General features: G+C 71.0%; 13 protein-coding genes. 10 read left to right on the top strand and 3 right to left on the bottom strand.

Features of this window, described 5'->3' with window-relative positions:
* Positions 1-36: 36 nt before the first annotated feature.
* The gene (gene pgm / locus B7K20_RS01665) at positions 37-1,713 is read right to left on the bottom strand and encodes a phosphoglucomutase (alpha-D-glucose-1,6-bisphosphate-dependent) (RefSeq protein WP_084099790.1); all 1,677 of its coding nucleotides are present in this window, start codon (positions 1,711-1,713) and stop codon (positions 37-39) included.
* Positions 1,714-1,854: 141 nt separating this feature from the next.
* On the opposite strand from pgm, the gene B7K20_RS01660 reads away from it, so the two are divergent.
* The gene (locus tag B7K20_RS01660; protein ID WP_234985664.1) at positions 1,855-2,733 is read left to right on the top strand and encodes a glycosyltransferase; all 879 of its coding nucleotides are present in this window, start codon (positions 1,855-1,857) and stop codon (positions 2,731-2,733) included.
* The gene (gene pheA / locus B7K20_RS01655) at positions 2,730-3,686 is read left to right on the top strand and encodes a prephenate dehydratase (protein WP_084099788.1); all 957 of its coding nucleotides are present in this window, start codon (positions 2,730-2,732) and stop codon (positions 3,684-3,686) included. The genes B7K20_RS01660 and pheA overlap by 4 nt, the downstream gene beginning before the upstream one ends.
* 32 nt (positions 3,687-3,718) lie before the next feature.
* Here the strand turns inward: pheA and B7K20_RS01650 are convergent, their stop codons facing one another.
* On the bottom strand, positions 3,719-4,873 hold the full coding sequence (locus B7K20_RS01650) for a diacylglycerol kinase family protein (protein WP_084099787.1): 1,155 nt from the start codon (positions 4,871-4,873) through the stop codon (positions 3,719-3,721).
* A gap of 41 nt (positions 4,874-4,914) precedes the next feature.
* Here B7K20_RS01650 and serS point away from each other — a divergent pair, with 41 nt between their 5' ends.
* The 3 genes from serS to B7K20_RS01635 all read left to right on the top strand — a co-directional run bounded on the left by serS (position 4,915) and on the right by B7K20_RS01635 (position 8,481).
* Complete coding sequence (gene serS, locus B7K20_RS01645; RefSeq protein ID WP_084099786.1) at positions 4,915-6,186, top strand: serine--tRNA ligase; 1,272 nt, start codon at positions 4,915-4,917, stop codon at positions 6,184-6,186.
* 133 nt (positions 6,187-6,319) lie between these two features.
* Positions 6,320-7,180, top strand: a complete 861-nt coding sequence (locus tag B7K20_RS01640) for an HAD family hydrolase (RefSeq protein ID WP_234985663.1) — start codon at positions 6,320-6,322, stop codon at positions 7,178-7,180.
* 68 nt (positions 7,181-7,248) lie between these two features.
* A complete protein-coding gene (locus B7K20_RS01635) occupies positions 7,249-8,481 on the top strand; it encodes an AGE family epimerase/isomerase (RefSeq protein ID WP_084099785.1) in 1,233 nt (410 codons plus the stop codon).
* Here B7K20_RS01635 and B7K20_RS01630 read toward each other — a convergent pair.
* Positions 8,478-9,437, bottom strand: a complete 960-nt coding sequence (locus B7K20_RS01630) for an NAD(P)H-quinone oxidoreductase (RefSeq protein WP_234985679.1) — start codon at positions 9,435-9,437, stop codon at positions 8,478-8,480. The genes B7K20_RS01635 and B7K20_RS01630 overlap by 4 nt on opposite strands.
* A 177-nt stretch (positions 9,438-9,614) precedes the next feature.
* Here B7K20_RS01630 and B7K20_RS01625 point away from each other — a divergent pair, with 177 nt between their 5' ends.
* The 5 genes from B7K20_RS01625 to B7K20_RS01605 all read left to right on the top strand — a co-directional run bounded on the left by B7K20_RS01625 (position 9,615) and on the right by B7K20_RS01605 (position 16,579).
* The gene (locus tag B7K20_RS01625) at positions 9,615-14,588 is read left to right on the top strand and encodes an ATP-binding protein (RefSeq protein WP_084099783.1); all 4,974 of its coding nucleotides are present in this window, start codon (positions 9,615-9,617) and stop codon (positions 14,586-14,588) included.
* 63 nt (positions 14,589-14,651) lie between these two features.
* Positions 14,652-15,092: a roadblock/LC7 domain-containing protein gene (locus B7K20_RS01620; RefSeq protein ID WP_084099782.1), complete on the top strand. Its 441-nt coding sequence runs from the start codon at positions 14,652-14,654 to the stop codon at positions 15,090-15,092.
* Between the two features lie 15 nt (positions 15,093-15,107).
* Positions 15,108-15,500, top strand: a complete 393-nt coding sequence (locus B7K20_RS01615; RefSeq protein ID WP_084099781.1) for a DUF742 domain-containing protein — start codon at positions 15,108-15,110, stop codon at positions 15,498-15,500.
* On the top strand, positions 15,481-16,083 hold the full coding sequence (locus tag B7K20_RS01610; RefSeq protein ID WP_084099780.1) for an ATP/GTP-binding protein: 603 nt from the start codon (positions 15,481-15,483) through the stop codon (positions 16,081-16,083). Before B7K20_RS01615 ends, B7K20_RS01610 begins: the two co-directional genes overlap by 20 nt.
* A gap of 70 nt (positions 16,084-16,153) precedes the next feature.
* Entirely contained in the window at positions 16,154-16,579 is a 426-nt protein-coding gene (locus B7K20_RS01605) for a PIN domain-containing protein (RefSeq protein ID WP_084099779.1), read from the top strand.
* Positions 16,580-16,774 lie beyond the last annotated feature (195 nt).

The following is a 16,774-nucleotide window of genomic DNA, read 5'->3' as shown; positions in this document are numbered from 1 at the left end:
TCAATCGACTCACCCGGCCACGGCATCGGCCGATCGTTAGCTGTCGAGCGCCTCGCCGACCAGCTTTCTGGCGGCGTCCTGCACCTCCGCGAGGTGATCCTCGGACACGAAACTTTCGGCGTAGATCTTGTAAACGTCCTCGGTGCCGGACGGGCGGGCGGCGAACCAGGCATCGGCCGTCGTGACCTTGAGGCCGCCGATGCCCGCGCCGTTGCCGGGCGCCTTGGTGAGCTTCGCGGTGATCTCCTGCCCGGCGAGTTCGGTCGCGGTGACCTGCTCGGGGGAGAGCTTGGCGAGCGTCGCCTTCTCGTCCTTGGTGGCGGCGGCGTCGACGCGCGCGTACCAGCTCTCGCCCAGCTCGTCGGTGAGCCCGCGGTGGATCTGCGACGGCGTGGTGCCGGTCGCGCCCGTGATCTCGGACGCGAGCAGGCACAGCAGCATGCCGTCCTTGTCGGTGGTCCACACCTTGCCCTCGCGCGTGAGGAAGGAGGCTCCGGCGGACTCCTCGCCGCCAAAGCCGGTGGTGCCGTCCATGAGGCCGGGCACGAACCACTTGAAGCCCACGGGCACCTCCTCGACTGTGCGGCCCAGCTTCTTGCCGACGCGGTCGATGAGGCTCGAGGAGACGAGCGTCTTGCCGATGCGGGCGGCGTCCGGCCAGCCGGGCCGGCCGCCGCCGTAGAGGTAGGAGATCGCTGCCGCGAGGTAGTGGTTGGGGTTCATGAGGCCGCCGTCGCGGGTGACGATGCCGTGGCGGTCGGAGTCGGCGTCGTTGCCCGTCGCGATGTCGTACGGGGCGTCGCCGGCCATGAGCTCTCGCAGGCTCGCCATGGCCGACGGGGAGCTGCAGTCCATGCGGATCTTGCCGTCCCAGTCGAGCGTCATGAAGCGCCAGGTCGGGTCGACCGTGGGGTTCACGACGGTGAGGTCCAGGCGGTGCTCCTCGCCGATGGCGCCCCAGTAGTCGACCGCGGCGCCGCCGAGCGGATCGGCGCCGATGCGCACGCCGCCGTTGCGGATGGCCTCGAGGTCGATGACGTCACCGAGCTCCGCGACGTAGGCTGCCATGAAGTCGTAGGTGCCGATGGTCGCTGCCTTGCGCGCCCGCTCGTAGGGGATGCGCTTGACCTGCTTCCAGCCACCGCCGGCCATGATCTCGTTGGCGCGGTTGGCGATCCAGCTGGTGGCGTCGGAGTCCGCGGGGCCGCCGTGAGGCGGGTTGTACTTGAAGCCGCCGTCGCGGGGCGGGTTGTGCGAGGGGGTGACCACGATGCCGTCGGCCAGTCCCGGGCCGGTGGTGCGTAGGCCTTGGGGGGAGGCGGCGCCGTTGGCGACGAGGATCGCGCGGCTCACCGAAGGCGTGGGGGTGAACTTGCCGCGCGCGTCGACCTTGACGGTGACCTCGGCGGCGGCGAGCACCTCGATCGCGGTCTGGGCCGCGGGCTCCGACAGCGCGTGCGTGTCGATGCCGAGGAAGAGGGGGCCGTCGGTGCCCTGAGCCTTGCGGTACTCGATGATGGCGGCGGTCGTGGCGACGATGTGCGCCTCGTTGAACGCGGTGTCGAAGGCGCTGCCGCGGTGACCCGACGTGCCGAACACCACCTTCTGCTCGGGGTTCGCGGGGTCGGGGACCAGGTCGTAGTAGGCGCCGAGAAGGGCGTCCACGTCGATGAGGTCCTGGGGCTGGGCGGGAGTTCCGGCGCGCTCATGCATGGTCCTTACTCTTGCACCCGCGCGGCCTGTGCGGCAACGGGAGCGCGGTGCGCGCGTGGTTCGTGGCTCAGGTCACGGCTGAGCCACGATTACCTCAAGAACGCACCAAAGCCGCTCGGTAGGCGCACTAGGCTGGTGCCCGTGGCACCCGCACGCGCGTCTTCCCCGTCGCCGTCGGCCGGTGACGGCACCGACGGCGCGACCCGTCATGCGCGTCCGCGGGCGTCCCGGGCACGCCGCTCCGTGGCCGGGCCCGAGGACCTCCATGTCGCCGCCGCGCTGATCGTCGCGCACGATGCCGCACGCAGGATCGCCGCCACGGTGCGCGCCGCGCTCGCGATCCCGGGTGTCGACCTGGTGCTCGTGGTGGATGACGCCTCCACCGACAACACCCAGCAGCTGGCCCGCAAGGCCGGCGCGGTGGTGGTGCGCCACTCCCACCCTCGCGGGCGCACCGCCTCGATCGAGACCGGCGCCTCGGTGATCGCTATGCGCGACGAGCCCGGCCGCGAGCCTCGCGCCATCCTGCTGCTGCCCGGTGTGCTGGGCCACTACGCGGTGGGAGCGGCCCCGCTCGTGGCGGCAGTCACGGAGCACGTCGCGGACCTGGCGGTGGCTCGTGCCGACGGGCGCGCCCGTGTCGAGGGGCCGTCCACCAAGGTCGCGCGTCGCGCGGTGGAACGCGCCTCCGGGTGGACCCCCGAGGAGCCCCTGGGCCCCGTGCGGTGCCTCACCCGTGAGGCGCTCGAGGCCGCCATGCCGCTCGCACGCGGCACGGGTCTCGAGGTCGCCATGACTCTCGACATCATCCACGCCGGACTCACCGTCACCGAGGTCGAATGCGACCTGGGCGATGTGCCGCGGGCGGGGTCGATGGGTGCAGGGACCTCCAAGGTGACGCGTTACCGTGACGTGATGATGGCGATCAGCGCGCGGCGCATGCGCGGCGCGCTCAGCCAGACGCAAACCGCGATCAGTTCCCGGATGCCGGGTGGTCGCGACCCCGAGGAGGACGAGTGACCGACAAGCCCCGCTACGCCTATCTGGGGCCCGCGGGCACCTTCACCGAGGCGGCGCTGCGCACCATGGTGAGCCCGGCCGAGGCCGAGTACGTCCCGTGCGTCGACGTGCTGACTGCCCTGGGTGCGGTGCGCTCGGGCGAGGTGGACTTCGCGGTGGTCGCGATCGAGAACACGGTCGAGGGAGGGGTGACCGCGACGCTCGACACCCTCGCGACCGGCGAGCCCCTCGTGATCCTCGGCGAGACGGTCCTCCCTATCGCCTTCGAACTCCTGGTGCGTCCAGGCACCGAGCTCGACGAGATCGTCACCGTGAGCGCCCACTCGCACGCCTGGGCACAGGTGCGCCGCTGGGCCAACGCGACCCTGCCGCGCGCGGAGTTCGCGTCCGCCACCTCCAACGCGGCCGCCGCCGTGGCGCTCGCCGATGAGTCGCGATCGCTCACCTCGCTCGGCTTTGAGGCGGCCCTCGCGCCTCCCGGCACCGGCGAGGCGCTGGGCCTCACCGTGCTCGCGGACCGCGTGGCCGACAACGCCACGGCCGCCACGCGATTCGTCAAGGTCGGACAGCCCCGTGCGATGGGCGAGCCCACGGGCGCGGACAAGACCACGCTCGTTATCCACCTGCCCAACGACAACGCCGGCGCGCTGCTCGAGATGCTCGAGCAGTTCTCGGTGCGGGGCGTGAACCTGTCGCGCATCGAGTCGCGACCCATCGGCGACCGGCCCGGCGAGTACTCGTTCTCGGTGGACGCACTGGGGCACATCGGCGAGGCGCGTGTGGCGGAGGCGCTCATCGGCCTCAAGCGCACCTGCCCGTTGGTGCGATTCCTGGGGTCCTACCCGGCCTTCGAGCGCGATCGCACGCCCGTCGACATGGACGACAGCGAGGAGTCGTTCAGCCGCGCCCACGCATGGGTCGAGGCGCTCAAGACGGGCACAGCGGCGATCTAGCCCGATCGCGCCCTGTGTCCAGGGCGCACTGCCTAGGGCTTGATGCCCGCCGGCACCTTGATCAGCAAGCCGCCCGCCTGGATCCGCCCGCGCACCCGCGACGCACGCCCCAAGGACTCGCCATCGACCTGCACGCGCTGCGGGCTGTCCATGTCGATGGTCACTGACCGGCCCTTACGGTGGTCAATCCGCGAGGTGCGCCAGGTCCGCAGGAGCTCGGACTGCTTGATGCCAGCGCCCTGCGCCACGACGGAGCCAAAGAGTTCAGTCCAGCCCACCAGCCCCCCGCGGGCGTCGAGCGTCGCGATGTCGAGCTCGCCGTCGGTGACGGAGGCGTCGGGGATGAGTTGCAGGCCGCCGGGCAGCCGGCCGGCGTTGGCCATCAGCACGGTGCGCATCTCGGCCTCCAAGGGCAGGCCTTCGTCGACCGTCACGGTGGCCTTGATGCGCTTGTCGCCCAGGTGCTCGACGGCGGCGAAGAAGTAGGCCATCCAGCCCAGCCGCTTCTTGAGGATGGGGTCGGCGCCCGCGACCATCTCCGCGTCGATGCCCGCGCCGGCCATCACCAGGAACAGGTGCGTGGAGCCGTCGCGCGAGGAGGGTAAGGCGCGCTCGATGTCGAGCCAGCCCACGTCCACACGTTCGACGGTGCCCTCGATCACAATCCGCAGCAGCGCGCCGGTGTCCGCAAGGGGCAGGTCCAGGTTGCGTGCGAACAGGTTGCCGGTGCCAAGAGGGATGATGCCCATCGCGACGTCCTCGCCCGCAAGCGCCTCGGCGACCGCACGGACGGTGCCGTCGCCGCCCACGGCGACCACGACATCGGCCCCCGCCTCGATGGCGTCGCGAGCCTGGCCGGTGCCCGGGTCCTCCTCGGTGGTGTAAATCCACATGGGCTCGGGCAGATAGCGGATGGCGCACGCGCGCATGGCCCGCTCGCGCAACTCCGCGGTGCCGTCCTTGGTGGGATTGACGATGAACGCGATCTGCGCGCGGTTGTCCGGGTCGAGGGCCACGCCGGTCGCGGGAGCGGCGGCCACGGGTGCGATCCGTAGGAACGTCCGCCAGCCACGAGGCAGGGCCGAGGGGTCGCGCTTGCCGATCTGGCGCGCGAGCGTGACGGACAAGATGGTCGCGAACACGGCCAACACCAGCGCCGTCACGCCCAGGATCCACACCCACACCATGAGGCAGAGCCTACGCGTATGCCCCCGATAGACTCGCGGTCATGATCGACCTCAAGCTGTTGCGCGCCGAACCCGACCTCGTGAGGGACAGCCAGCGTTCGCGCGGCGACGACCCCGCGGTGGTGGACCAGGTGCTCGAGGCGGACGCCCAGCACCGCGCCGCGCTCGCCGATTTCGAGGCCAAACGCGCCGAGCAGAAGAGCTTGGGTAAGGAGGTCGCGAAGGCGCAGGGCGACGAGAAGCAGGCGCTGCTGGCCCGTACCAAGGAGCTGGCGGCGGCCGTCAAGGAGGCACAGGCGACGGCCGATGCCGCGGCCGCCCGGGCGGTCGAACTCGCCCGGTCGCTCGGCAACATCCCGGAGCCCGGGGTGCCGTCGGGCGGCGAGGATGACTTCACGGTGCTGCGTCACGAGGGCACCCCGCGCGACTTCGCGGCCGAGGGCGTCGAGGTGAAGGACCACCTGGCGATCGGCGAGGGCCTCAAGGCGATCGACATGGAGCGCGGCGCGAAGGTCTCCGGGGCGCGCTTCTACTTCCTCACCGGCATCGGCGCGCGGCTTGAATTGGCCATCCTCAACGCGGCGATGAACCTGGCCTATGAGCGCGGGTTCTCGCCGACCATCACGCCCACGCTGGTGCGTCCCGAGACGATGGCCGGCACCGGCTTCCTCGGCAAGCACGCCGAGGAGATCTACTACCTCGAGCGCGACGACATGTACCTGGTCGGCACCTCCGAGGTGGCGCTCGCGGGCTATCACGCCGACGAGATCATCGACCTCACCGACGGGCCGCTGCGGTACGCGGGCTGGAGCGCCTGCTACCGCCGCGAGGCCGGATCGGCCGGCCGCGACACCCGCGGCATCATTCGCGTGCACCAGTTCCACAAGGTGGAGATGTTCTCCTACGCGCACTCCGAGGACGCCGCTGCCGAGCACGAGCGCTTCCTGTCCATCGAAGAGGAGATGCTCAAGGCCCTTGAGCTGCCGTATCGCGTGATCGATACGGCCGCGGGCGACCTGGGCTCGAGCGCCGCACGCAAGTTCGACTGCGAGGCATGGCTGCCGAGCCAGGAGCGGTGGATGGAGGTCACTTCGACCTCCAACTGCACCACGTACCAGGCGCGTCGCCTCAACATCCGCGAGCGTGCCGAGAAGGGCACCACCGCGGTCGCGACGATCAACGGCACCATCGGCACCACCCGCTGGCTGGTCGCGCTGCTGGAGAACCACCAGCAGGCCGACGGCTCGGTGTACGTTCCCGAGATCCTCCGCCCCTACCTGGGCGGCGTCGAATACCTCCAGCCGGTCGCGTAGGCCGCCTGGGCAGCCGCGGTCTCCTGGCGGCCGGAAATCCGCCACGAATCGCGCTTTCGTGCCGCAAATGTTCACATTTGCGCCAGGGTGGGGGGCGGGGCGCGCGCGAGCACCCGTGTCGTAGGCTCGAGGCATGACGCTGAGCCCCGATGAGATGCGCCCGCCCCTCGATCAGGACTCTTGGGGGCTTGTGGGCCTCGACATCGACGGCACGCTCATGCACTGGGGCGGGGAGATCTCGCCGGCTGTCATTCGCGCGGTCGAGCAGGTGCGGATGTGCCGCAACCACGTCATCCTCGCGACCGGACGCAACATCCTCGGCACGCTGCCCGTGGCGGAGACGCTCGGCATCCGGCGCGGTTGGGCGGTGTGCTCGAACGGCGCGGTGACTATCAGGCTGAACCCGGCCACGCCCGGCGGCTACGACATCGTCGAGACCGTCACCTTCAACCCTCGCGCCGCGCTCGAGCTGGTCCGCCACGAGATGCCCGGCGCCTTCGTGGCCGTCGAGGACCTCGGGGTGGGCTTCCGCGTCAACCAGGAGTTCCCCATGGGTGAGCTCGTGGGACGCCAGCGCGTAGTGACGGACTTCGACGAGCTCGCCGAGGGTGAGGCGACCCGCGTGGTGATTCGCGCCCCCGGCGCGGACGTCAGCCACTTCGACGACCTCGTCCACCGCATCGGCCTCAACGACGTCACGTACGCCGTGGGTTACGACGCGTGGCTCGACCTCACCCCGCCCAATGTGACCAAGGCCTCCGCTCTCGAGCACCTGCGCCAGCAGCTGGGCGTCTACCCCGACCACACGGTCGCGGTGGGCGACGGCAACAACGATATTGAGATGCTGCGGTGGGCGGGCCGCTCGGCCGCGATGGGCACCGCGCCCGCGCGGGTGCGCGAGGCTGCAGGCGAGGTCATCGGCACGGTCGAGGAGGACGGGATCCTCGAGGTGCTCACGCGCCTCATCGATCCCGACCGCCTGGCCGTCATGTAGTCAGCGCTCCACCGAGCGCCGCCCGCGCGCCCTAGAACCGCACGGCACCGCGTCGCTACGCTGGCGCCATGCCATGGATCACGGCCCCCTCGCACCACCGCTGGCTCGAGGCGGAAAGCACCCGCCTGCTCGACTTCGCCCGCGCCTCGCGCCACACCGACGGCGGCTTCGGCATGCTGCTTGCCGACGGCTCGCTCGACCCCGAGGCGGACGTCGAGCTGTGGGTGACCTGCCGCATGACGCACTCGTTCGCGCTCGCGACGCTGATGGGGCACCCGGGTGCGGCGGCGTTCGTCGACCACGGGCTCGACGCACTGTCGGGACGCCTGCGTGACCACGAGCACGGCGGCTGGTTCGCCGCCGTGGGCGCAGACGGCCCCACCAACACCGCCAAGGAGGCCTACGGCCACGCCTTTGTGATTCTCGCGGCGTCCTCAGCCGTGGCCGCTGGCCGCCCCGAGGCGCAGCAACTCCTGGACGATGCCCTCGCTACCCACGCCGAGCGCTTCTGGGACGACGACGCGGGCATGAGCCGCGAGGCCTTCACGCGTGAGTGGGGCGAGGCGGAGGATTACCGCGGCATCAACGCCAACATGCACACGGTCGAGGCCTACCTCGCCGCCGCGGACGTGACGGGCGACAAGGCCTGGCTACACCGCGCCGCCCGCATCGTCGACCGCGCCATCAACGTGTTTGCCCGCGGCCATTACTGGCGTCTGCCCGAGCACTTCGACTCCGACTGGCAGCCACTGCTGGACTACAACGAGGCCACCCCCTCCCACCCGTTCCGTCCGTACGGCGCGACCATCGGCCACTGGTTCGAGTGGAGCAGGCTCACGCTGCAGGCCGCGTCCGCGCTCCAGCAGTCCGGGCTCGAGCCGCCCGCGTGGATGCGGGACGCCGCGCGCGACCTCTATGCCGCTGGCGTGCGCGAGGGCTGGCACGTCGACGGCGAGGCCGGGTTCGTCTACACGGTGGACTGGGACGGCAAACCCGTGGTGCGCGAGCGCATGCACTGGGTGGTTGCCGAGGCCATCGGCGCCGCGGCCGCACTATGGCGCACCACGAGGCTCCCGGAGTACGCCGCAGACTACGAGCGCTGGTGGGACTTCGCGGGTGAACACCTGCTGGACCTCGAGTCAGGCTCGTGGTGGCACGAGTTGGGCCCCGACCTCGCCGTCAGCGGCACGGTGTGGCCCGGCAAGGCCGACGTCTATCACGCGCTTCAGGCCACGCTCCTGCCGCGCCTGCCGGTCACGCCCGCGCTCGCGCCGTCGCTCGCCGCGGGCAACCTCGACTAGGGAAGCAGCAGCAGCTTCCCGAACACCCCGCCCTCGGCAAGGGCGCTGTGGGCGGCCGATGCGTCGGCGAGCGGGTAGGTGCCGTGCACCACGGGCGATACTCGCCCGGGCACCAGCGGCCACACGTCGCGGGCGACGCCCGCGACGATGGCCGCCTTCTCGGCGTGGGGTCGTGCGCGCAGGGTGGTCCCGATGATCCGGGCGCGCTTGGCGAGCAGCCGGCCGAGGTCGAGCTCCGCCTTCGCGCCCTTTTGCATGCCGATGACCACGAGCGCGCCACCGGGAGCCACGGCGGCGAGATTGCGGGAGAGATAGGCGGCCCCGACGACGTCGAGGGTCACGTCGGCGCCTCCGGCCTCGCGCATCACGTCGACGAAGTCCTCCTCGCGGTGGTCGATGCCGCGTGCGGCGCCGAACTCCTCGCAGCGCGCGGCGCGCGCCGCACCTCCCGCGGTGGCGAACACGCGCATGCCCATGGCGGCGCCCATCTGGATCGCGAGCGACCCCACCCCGCCCGAGCCCCCGTGGACCAGCAAGGTCTGCCCCGCCACGGCATCGGCCGCCCGAAAGTTGGACCATACGGTGCAGGCGGCCTCCATGAGGCCGCCAGCCTCGACCAGTCCGAGTCCGGCCGGAACGGGCAGCACCAGGTCCTCGTGCACGGCCACCGTGTCCGCGTATCCGCCGCCGGCGAGGAGAGCGACGACCTCGTCTCCCACACGGTGGGAGTGGGTCGCGGCGCCCGTGGCGACGACCGTGCCGGACACCTCGAGTCCCAGGTGGTCGGGCGCCCCGGCGGGCGGCGGGTAATGGCCCGCGGCCTGGAGGAGATCAGCACGATTGACGCCCGCGGCGGCCACGCGGATGAGCACGTCATGCTCGCCGAGCGCGGGATCAGGACGTTCGGCGAGGCCCGCATCATCGTGCGCGGCTGCGGTTCCGAGTGTGGAAAAGATCACACAAATCGCCCGAAGTTTCGCGTCATAGCGGCCACGATATAGCGTCTCAAGCGGCAATGAGCCATCGGACTTTAAGGTTCGCGGTGAAGGCGCCGATAACCGAGAGGTTCGATCGCTGAGGGGACGCCAGGAGAAGACCTGTGCCCCTGCGACGGCTCGTGAGGGAGAAGGTTAATGCTCCAGAGGCTTGGAATTCGCGGGAAGATCCTCGCGGTGGTCGCGGTGCCGATTCTGGTACTGGTGCTGGGCGCGGGCTTCATCGTGTCCGGTTCGCTGCAGACCTGGCGAGAGGCTCGCGACGCCGAGTCCGTGCTGAGCGTGCTGGGCTCCGCCCGCCTCCTTGAGAACGACTTCCAGACCGAGCGACTCGCGGGCACCAACTTCACCTCCGCCGTGCAAAACGGTGAGGACCAGCGCGAGCAGGCCGAGGCCCTCACGGATGACGCCGTCGCCACGCTCGACGAGACGCTCACGGGCATCGGTTCCTCCGACGGCGAGGACGTCGCGGTCGATGCGGAGCAGATGCGTGCGGACATCGCGGCGGCGCTGCAGCGCACCGGCACCGGTGTGATGGAGAGCGCACGCGCGGTCGCCCTCGGGGCACCCGAGACCGACGGCGGCTGGCTGACGTTCCCCGCCGACGCCGATGTGGCTGCGATGCAGGCCGCCTACGACGAGGCCGTGGCCGCGATCGATGCCATCGGGGACGGCCTTCCCGAGGACACGGGCCTCGACATTCCGCTTGCGGCACTGTCGTTCCGTCTGGGCGCCGAGTCCGACGCCGCCACCACGCTGTTCACCGAGCCCCTCGACTTCCGCCGCGAATACGACGTCGCGACGGGAGCAGTCGACGGCAAGGTCGCGCTTCTGATGCAAAACAGCGACCTGCTGGCAGGCAACGCCGAGAACGTCGAGGCGATCGCCACGCTGGGCGAGGGCCAGGAGCTCATGCAGTCTCTGCCCGAGCGCCGTGCGACCGTCCGTGACGCGAGCGCGAACATCGGCACGCTGACGAACTTCTACACGACCGTCATCGACGGCACGGTGCGATCGGCCTCCTCGGTCGCGCTCGCGATGGGTGACCGCGACCTCGCCGCCGGTGTGACTGCCTACGGCGACCTCGACCAGCTCGTCGAGAACATCCGTTACGAGCAGGTCGTCATCGACCGGTTGCTGCGCGTGGGTGAGTTCCTCCCCGGTGAGGCCGCCGATGCGCGAACGATGACCGCACGTACCGACATCTCCCTCGAGGACGCACAGGAGTCGTCGCTCGCCGTCGATGGGTCCGACGAGGTCCCGCCGTTTGGAGCCTCGGCAGGCGACGGCCTGGGTGAGTCCTCCTTCGAGTCGGTCCGCACCCAGGTGCTCACCGGCCTCGACGCGTCGCTGGTGCGTGAACGCGATTCCGAGTGGGACACCCAGGTCGCCGAGGAGCTCGACGTCTACGAGCCTTTGCGCGAGGACATGTGGGGCTCGGTCACGGCCGATGCCTCGGCGAGGACCCAGTCCGCCGCCACGCAGGCCGTCCTGACCTCGGTGGCGGCCCTGGCGATTATCGCGGTGTCGATCATCATCGCGCTCGTGATTGCGCGCCGCATCATCGGCCCGCTGCGCCGCCTGACCACGACGGCAACCGCGGTCCAGCAGGAGCTGCCTCGCCTCGTGGAGCGCGTGGCGCTGCCGGGTGAGGACGTGGACGTCACCGAGGTGCAGATCCCGGTGGAGTCCCGCGACGAGGTCGGCCAGCTGGCAGAGGCGTTCAACGGCGTGAACGCGGCCACCCTGTCGATCGCCGCCGAGCAGGCAGCCCTGCGTGGCTCGATCTCCGAGATGTTCGTCAACGTCGCCCGCCGCGACCAGGTGCTGCTGAACCGCCAGCTGTCCTCGATCGACGAGATGGAGCGCACCGAGGACGACCCGACCACGCTCACCAAGCTGTTCGCCCTGGACCACCTCGCGACGCGAATGCGCCGTAACTCCGAGTCCCTCCTGGTGCTCGCGGGTATCGACACCGGTCGCCGCCTGCGCCGCCCCATGCCGCTGTCCGACGTCATCCGTACGGCGTCATCGGAGATCGAGCTGTACGAGCGCATCGACCTCGAGCTCGACGTCGACCCCGAGATGCTGGGCCACATGGCACTGACCGCCGCCCACCTCTTCGCTGAGCTGCTCGAGAACGCCACGGTGTTCTCCGACCCCGGCACGCGCGTCGCGGTCCGTACGGGTCAGACCGACACGGGCTACGTCGTCGAGATCGAGGACGGCGGCATCGGCATGACCGAGTCCGAGGTCGCCGAGGCCAACGCCCGCGTGGGCTCGACCGCCGCATCCGAGATCCTCGGTGAGCAGCGCCTGGGTCTGTTCGTGGTCGGCCGCATTGCGCGCCGTGTGGGTGCGCACGTGGAGGTGCGCTCGCAGGAGGGTCGTGGCACGGTCGCGATCGTGTCGCTGCCGTCCGCGCTGTTCGCTGGCGGCGCCGAGGTTCCCGTCGCGGCTCCCGCCGCCGGTGGCGTCTCGATGGCCGTGGATGAGGCCGATGCCGCGGCGGCTTCCGCGCTTCCCTTGCCTCCCGTCGCGCCGCCCGCCGAGCGCGAGATCGCCGCCGGGCCCGCCTACACGCCGGCCGCCATGCAGGAAGGCGAGAGCCTGGCCGGGCTGCGCCCCCGCGGCGAAGCCAAGGACGAGGAGGCCCCCGCGCTGCCCAGCAGGGGAGCGTCGCTTCCCGCCAGGGGCGCGGCTACCGAGCCGCAGTCCATCGAAGAACTCATTGCCGCCGATGCCGAGGCCGCCCCGACCGCCGAGGCGGCCGACCCCGGCGCGCTGACGGACGGCACCAGCAACGCCGGCCTGCCGACCCGACGCCGCCGCTCCGGCGACGTCCCCGCCCCCGAGGCCACGCCCGGGGTCACCCCCGTGGTGGGTCTGCCCGCCCGCGCCACCGATGCGCAGCTGTCAGCCCTCGACGCCGAGGCAGGCGGTGGCTTTACGCCCTCGGTTGCTCCGGCCGAGGTTGCGCCGCAGACTCCCGCCGACCGTGCGTCGGTCTTCCGAGGCTTCCGCTCGCGCCGCGAGACGGAGCAGGCCGCGTCCGAGTCGTTGGGCCAGTCGGCCCGGCGCGAGCACGTGGCACCCACCGACGGCGATGTCGCCGAAGCCCCGGCCCAGGACGCGCCCGCGTTCGTGGTGCCGAGCCTCGAGGACGACGCCCCGGTGGACGCCTGGGCCGCTCCCGAGCAGGGCGCTGACGACGCCGCCGATGGCCCGGCCGCCTTCCCCGGCTTTGCGGATGATGACGCTCCCACGGGTGGCGCCGCTGCCGGTGCCGCTGCGGGTGCCGCCGGGATTTTCGGCGCCGCCGCTTTCTTCTCGGCTCGCTCGCACTCGGCAGCCGAGCCCGAGGCAAGCACGTTCGACGACGGCACGTCCGACTTCAGTGCGCCGGAAGCCGACGAGCCCGCGGCCCCTGCCGCCTTGGAAGACACCGTCGACGAGGCTCCCGCCGAGCCCGCGGTGCCCACCTACGGGCTCGAGCCGGACGAGGACACGGGCACCGCCGGTTTCCGCCTGCCCAAGTTCGACCCCGCCACGACCGGCCAGATCCCGGTGATCGAGGACGAGATCGCGGCACCCGCCGAGCCCGCGCCCGAGTCGGAGCCCGCGCCGGCAGCTGAGTTTGCGCCCGACAGCGAGCCCGCACACCATGGCGAGCCCGCCCAGGCGGAGCAGCCGTGGACCCTGCCGACCTTCGAGGCCGATGAGGCTCCCGAGGTTCCCGCAGCGGCCGGCGAGGAGGCTCCCGCAGCGTTCGCGACGCCGTCGTGGGCCAGGATCGAGCCCGCTCCCGAGCCCGAGGCCGCGCCCTCCTTCCCGCCGGTCCCCGAGCCCGTCGCCGATGCAGCGCCCGTCGCCGAGCCCGAGCCCGCCGCTGGCGTCGAGGAGGTCTCCCTCGACGAGGGCGAGGCGAGCCCGATCGCGCCGGCCGTGGCCGCAGGAGCCGTCGCGGGTGCCGCGGCTGCGCAGCCCGCACCGCAGTTGGACGACCTGATCCAGAGTGCGGTCGAGGACGACCACCGGCCCGGATTCTTCTCGCGCCTGTTTGGCCGTGGACGCAAGGATCACGACGGCCCCGCCGTCGGCGCCTCCACCGACGCGCCCGCGGCCGCCTCGCCCGCGTTCGCGCCCGTGTCGGCTCCCTCCTCCGCCTCAGCCCCCTTGGCTGCTACGCCGGAGCCCGCCGCCGCGTGGGCCCCGCCGGCAGCGCCAGCCTCGGGAGCGCCGCAGGCCTTTACGCCGGAACCCGCCGCGACCGACGCCGACGTGAACCCCGGAGCGGACCCCGCGGCCGACAGTGGAGCCGCTGCGTGGGCACCGGTGGCAGCCGCCGGCGCCGCGACGCCCTGGGCGCCCGCGCCGGAGACCCGCGAGGAGGCCGCGCACGCGCCGTCGGCAGAGGCCGCCGCCTGGGAGGCCGCGATGGGCGCCCCTGCTCAGGCAGCGCCCACCTCGTTCGCCCCGCAGGCCTTCGAGCCGGAGCCCGTGCAGGAATCCATCCCGGAGCCCGTTCGGGCCGAGCCGGTGCAGCCCGAGCCCGTGCAGCCGGAAGCTCCCGCCGCGGCGTACGAGCCTGCAGCCTGGGCGCCGGTGACGTCGTTTGAGCCCGAGCCAGCCCCCGCGCAGGCCGAGGCCTTCCCTCAGCCGCAGGAGGCATCGGCCGCCGACGCTCAGGCCTACACGCCCGAGGAACTGGCGCACGCCCACGGCTGGGAGGCCGCCGGCGCGAGCGCGCTGCAGGCCGCCCAGCCTGAGGCGACCACCAGCTACCAGCCGATCATCCAGCCCGAGCCGCGCGACGGCGACGACATGGACTACGCCTCGGCCGCCTTTTCCGAACTCAGCTCGCTCGCCTCGGAGCGTCCCAAGATCGAAAAGACGCGCGCGGGGCTGCAGAAGCGCCGCGCCGCGGACGCCCCGCCCGTCGAGGTCAAGCCCCTCGAGGAGTCGGTCGAGGTCGCGCCCTCGCAGCGCGACGCCGACGCCGTACGCAACCGATTCAGCGCGTTCTACTCGGGCACTCAACGTGCCCGTCAGGACGCGGAGGAGTTCGATCGTGCCACGCAGATCGAAGAAATCGCGGGGGGCCAGGACTGACCATGACGCCGCCGATCATCACGCCCGTCTCCGCACCCCGGAGCACCAACACTAGGAGGACCGTTGCCCGAGCTCAGCGCTGAAGCCACTAACTTTGGATGGCTGCTGGACAACTTCGTTCAGACCGTTCCCGGCACGCGACACACGCTCGTCGTGAGTGCCGACGGCCTGCTCATGGCCATGTCGAAGAACCTCGACCGCACGGGTGGCGACACCCTCGCGGCGGTCGTCTCTGGCATGGCGAGCCTCACCCGCGGAGCGGCACGCCAGCTCCAGGCCGGCGAGGTGCGCCAGTCGATCATCGAGATGGACGAACTGTTCCTGTTCCTCATGAGCGTCTCGAACGGATCGGTGCTCGCCGTGGCCGCCGACTCGACGTGCGACGTGGGCCTCGTGGGCTACGAGATGACCCTGCTGGTCTCGCGCACCGAGAACGCCCTCACGCCGCAGCTCATCACCGAGATGCGCCAGAACCTCCCCACCGACGGACAAGTCCGCGTCTAAAGGATGTGACAGCCGATGAGCTACAGCGACCTACCTGACGAGGACGAGGCCTACACGGTCCGTCCCTATGCCGTCACGGGTGGACGCGTGAGCGCGGCGAACACGACCCTCCCCATGGAGGCGCTCGTGGAGTCCAGCTCCGACGTGGAGGCCGTGCGCGGCCTCACGCCCGAGAAGCGCACCATCCTGCAGTTATCGACGGGTCAGTACCAGTCCGTCGCTGAACTCTCGGCCCACACCCGCTTGCCGTTGGGTGTGGTCCGGGTGCTGGTCACCGACCTGGCAACCGAAAACCACCTCATCATTCACACCGGCGGAACGGCCGACGACCAGTCCACGCATGACGCGGACGGCGGCATTTCCCTGAGCCTTCTGGAGAGTGTCCTTGATGGCATCGCAGCCCTCTGACGCGGCGGTCGCAACGCCCACCGCGCACGTCGCCCCTACGGTCGTCAAGATCGTCATCGCCGGCGGCTTTGCCGTGGGTAAGACGACCTTCATCGGCTCGATCTCCGACATCGACCCCCTCAACACCGAGGCGGCGATGACGGAGAAGTCGATCGGTGTCGATGACGCGGGTGGCGTCACGGACCGCAAGACCACCACCACGGTGGCGATGGACTTCGGTCGCATTGCACTGCCCGGCTCGCTGTGGCTGTACCTGTTCGGCACGCCCGGACAGGACCGCTTCCTGTTCATGTGGGACGACCTGGTGCGTGGCGCGATCGGCGCCGTCGTCCTGGTCGACACCGAGCGCTTGGACCAGTGCTTCCCCGCGGTGGACTACTTCGAGGGTCGCGGCGTGCCCTTCGTGGTGTGCGTCAACTGCTTCGACGGCGTGGCTCGCCACACCCTCGAGGACGTGCGCGAGGCCCTGGGCATCCCGCCCGAGGTCCCGGTCATGTACACCGACGCGCGCGAGAAGGCCGCGACCAAGCAGGCGCTGATCGCGGTCGTCCAGCTGGCGATGCGCCAGCTCAAGCGGGGCTAAGGAAGGCGGCCGGTGCGTGTGCAACGGCGCACGCGCATCGGCTGAAGGCCCCGGGGATATCCTTGGTCAAGTGATCTACGTCGACGGCTCCGCGCTCGTGCGCTTCTTGCCGGGAGTGAAGTACTTCGACGAGTTCAACGCCTGGATCGTGCCTCGCCTCGGTGAGGTCGCGACGACCCAGTTGGGTTTCACGGAACTGCGCCAGGCCGCGGAACTCTATCCGCGTGCCGAGAAGGGCCGCGCGTTCGAGGTGGTCGAACAGGCCCGCGCCCGCATTCCCTCCATCCGGTTCTCGGACAAGAATGTCGGAATCTCCACTCACGCCGCCGCGGTGCTCAAGCCGTTCGCGGCCCTGCACCTGGGCGCGGCCGTCGCCCACCCGGCGATCGACACGATCGCGACCTATGACGCGGAGCTCGCCCAGGCGGCGGAACTCTACGAGCTCATCGTCGTCACCCCTGGCATGCCAGACGGCTGGCACCACGGCGCCTCCTGACACCCGCGCGTACGTCACTCATGTCCTGAACGCGCCCGTGTCTCGCACGCGTACGTCAGGGCGGGCCGCGCATGCTGGCACAATGGTCTGCGGCGCCACCGCGGCGTCAAGGAGAGTTGACCGAGCGGCCGAAGGTGACGGTCTTGAAAACCGTTGAGGCGTAACCCGTCTCCGTGGGTTCGAATCCCACACTCT

It is taken from the genome of Demequina sp. NBRC 110051, assembly GCF_002090055.1.
Taxonomy (GTDB): domain Bacteria; phylum Actinomycetota; class Actinomycetes; order Actinomycetales; family Demequinaceae; genus Demequina.
This window is presented reverse-complemented; position numbering and strand designations above follow the sequence as displayed.

Excerpts from the sequence above, each read along its gene's own strand:
- pgm (WP_084099790.1), bottom strand. The coding sequence starts at position 1,713 with ATGCATGAGCGCGCCGGAACTCCCGCCCAGCCCCAGGACCTCATCGAC.
- B7K20_RS01650 (WP_084099787.1), bottom strand. The coding sequence starts at position 4,873 with ATGGTGTGGGTGTGGATCCTGGGCGTGACGGCGCTGGTGTTGGCCGTG.
- serS (WP_084099786.1), top strand. The coding sequence starts at position 4,915 with ATGATCGACCTCAAGCTGTTGCGCGCCGAACCCGACCTCGTGAGGGAC.
- B7K20_RS01640 (WP_234985663.1), top strand. The coding sequence starts at position 6,320 with ATGACGCTGAGCCCCGATGAGATGCGCCCGCCCCTCGATCAGGACTCT.
- B7K20_RS01635 (WP_084099785.1), top strand. The coding sequence starts at position 7,249 with ATGCCATGGATCACGGCCCCCTCGCACCACCGCTGGCTCGAGGCGGAA.
- B7K20_RS01625 (WP_084099783.1), top strand. The coding sequence starts at position 9,615 with ATGCTCCAGAGGCTTGGAATTCGCGGGAAGATCCTCGCGGTGGTCGCG.
- B7K20_RS01615 (WP_084099781.1), top strand. The coding sequence starts at position 15,108 with ATGAGCTACAGCGACCTACCTGACGAGGACGAGGCCTACACGGTCCGT.
- B7K20_RS01610 (WP_084099780.1), top strand. The coding sequence starts at position 15,481 with ATGGCATCGCAGCCCTCTGACGCGGCGGTCGCAACGCCCACCGCGCAC.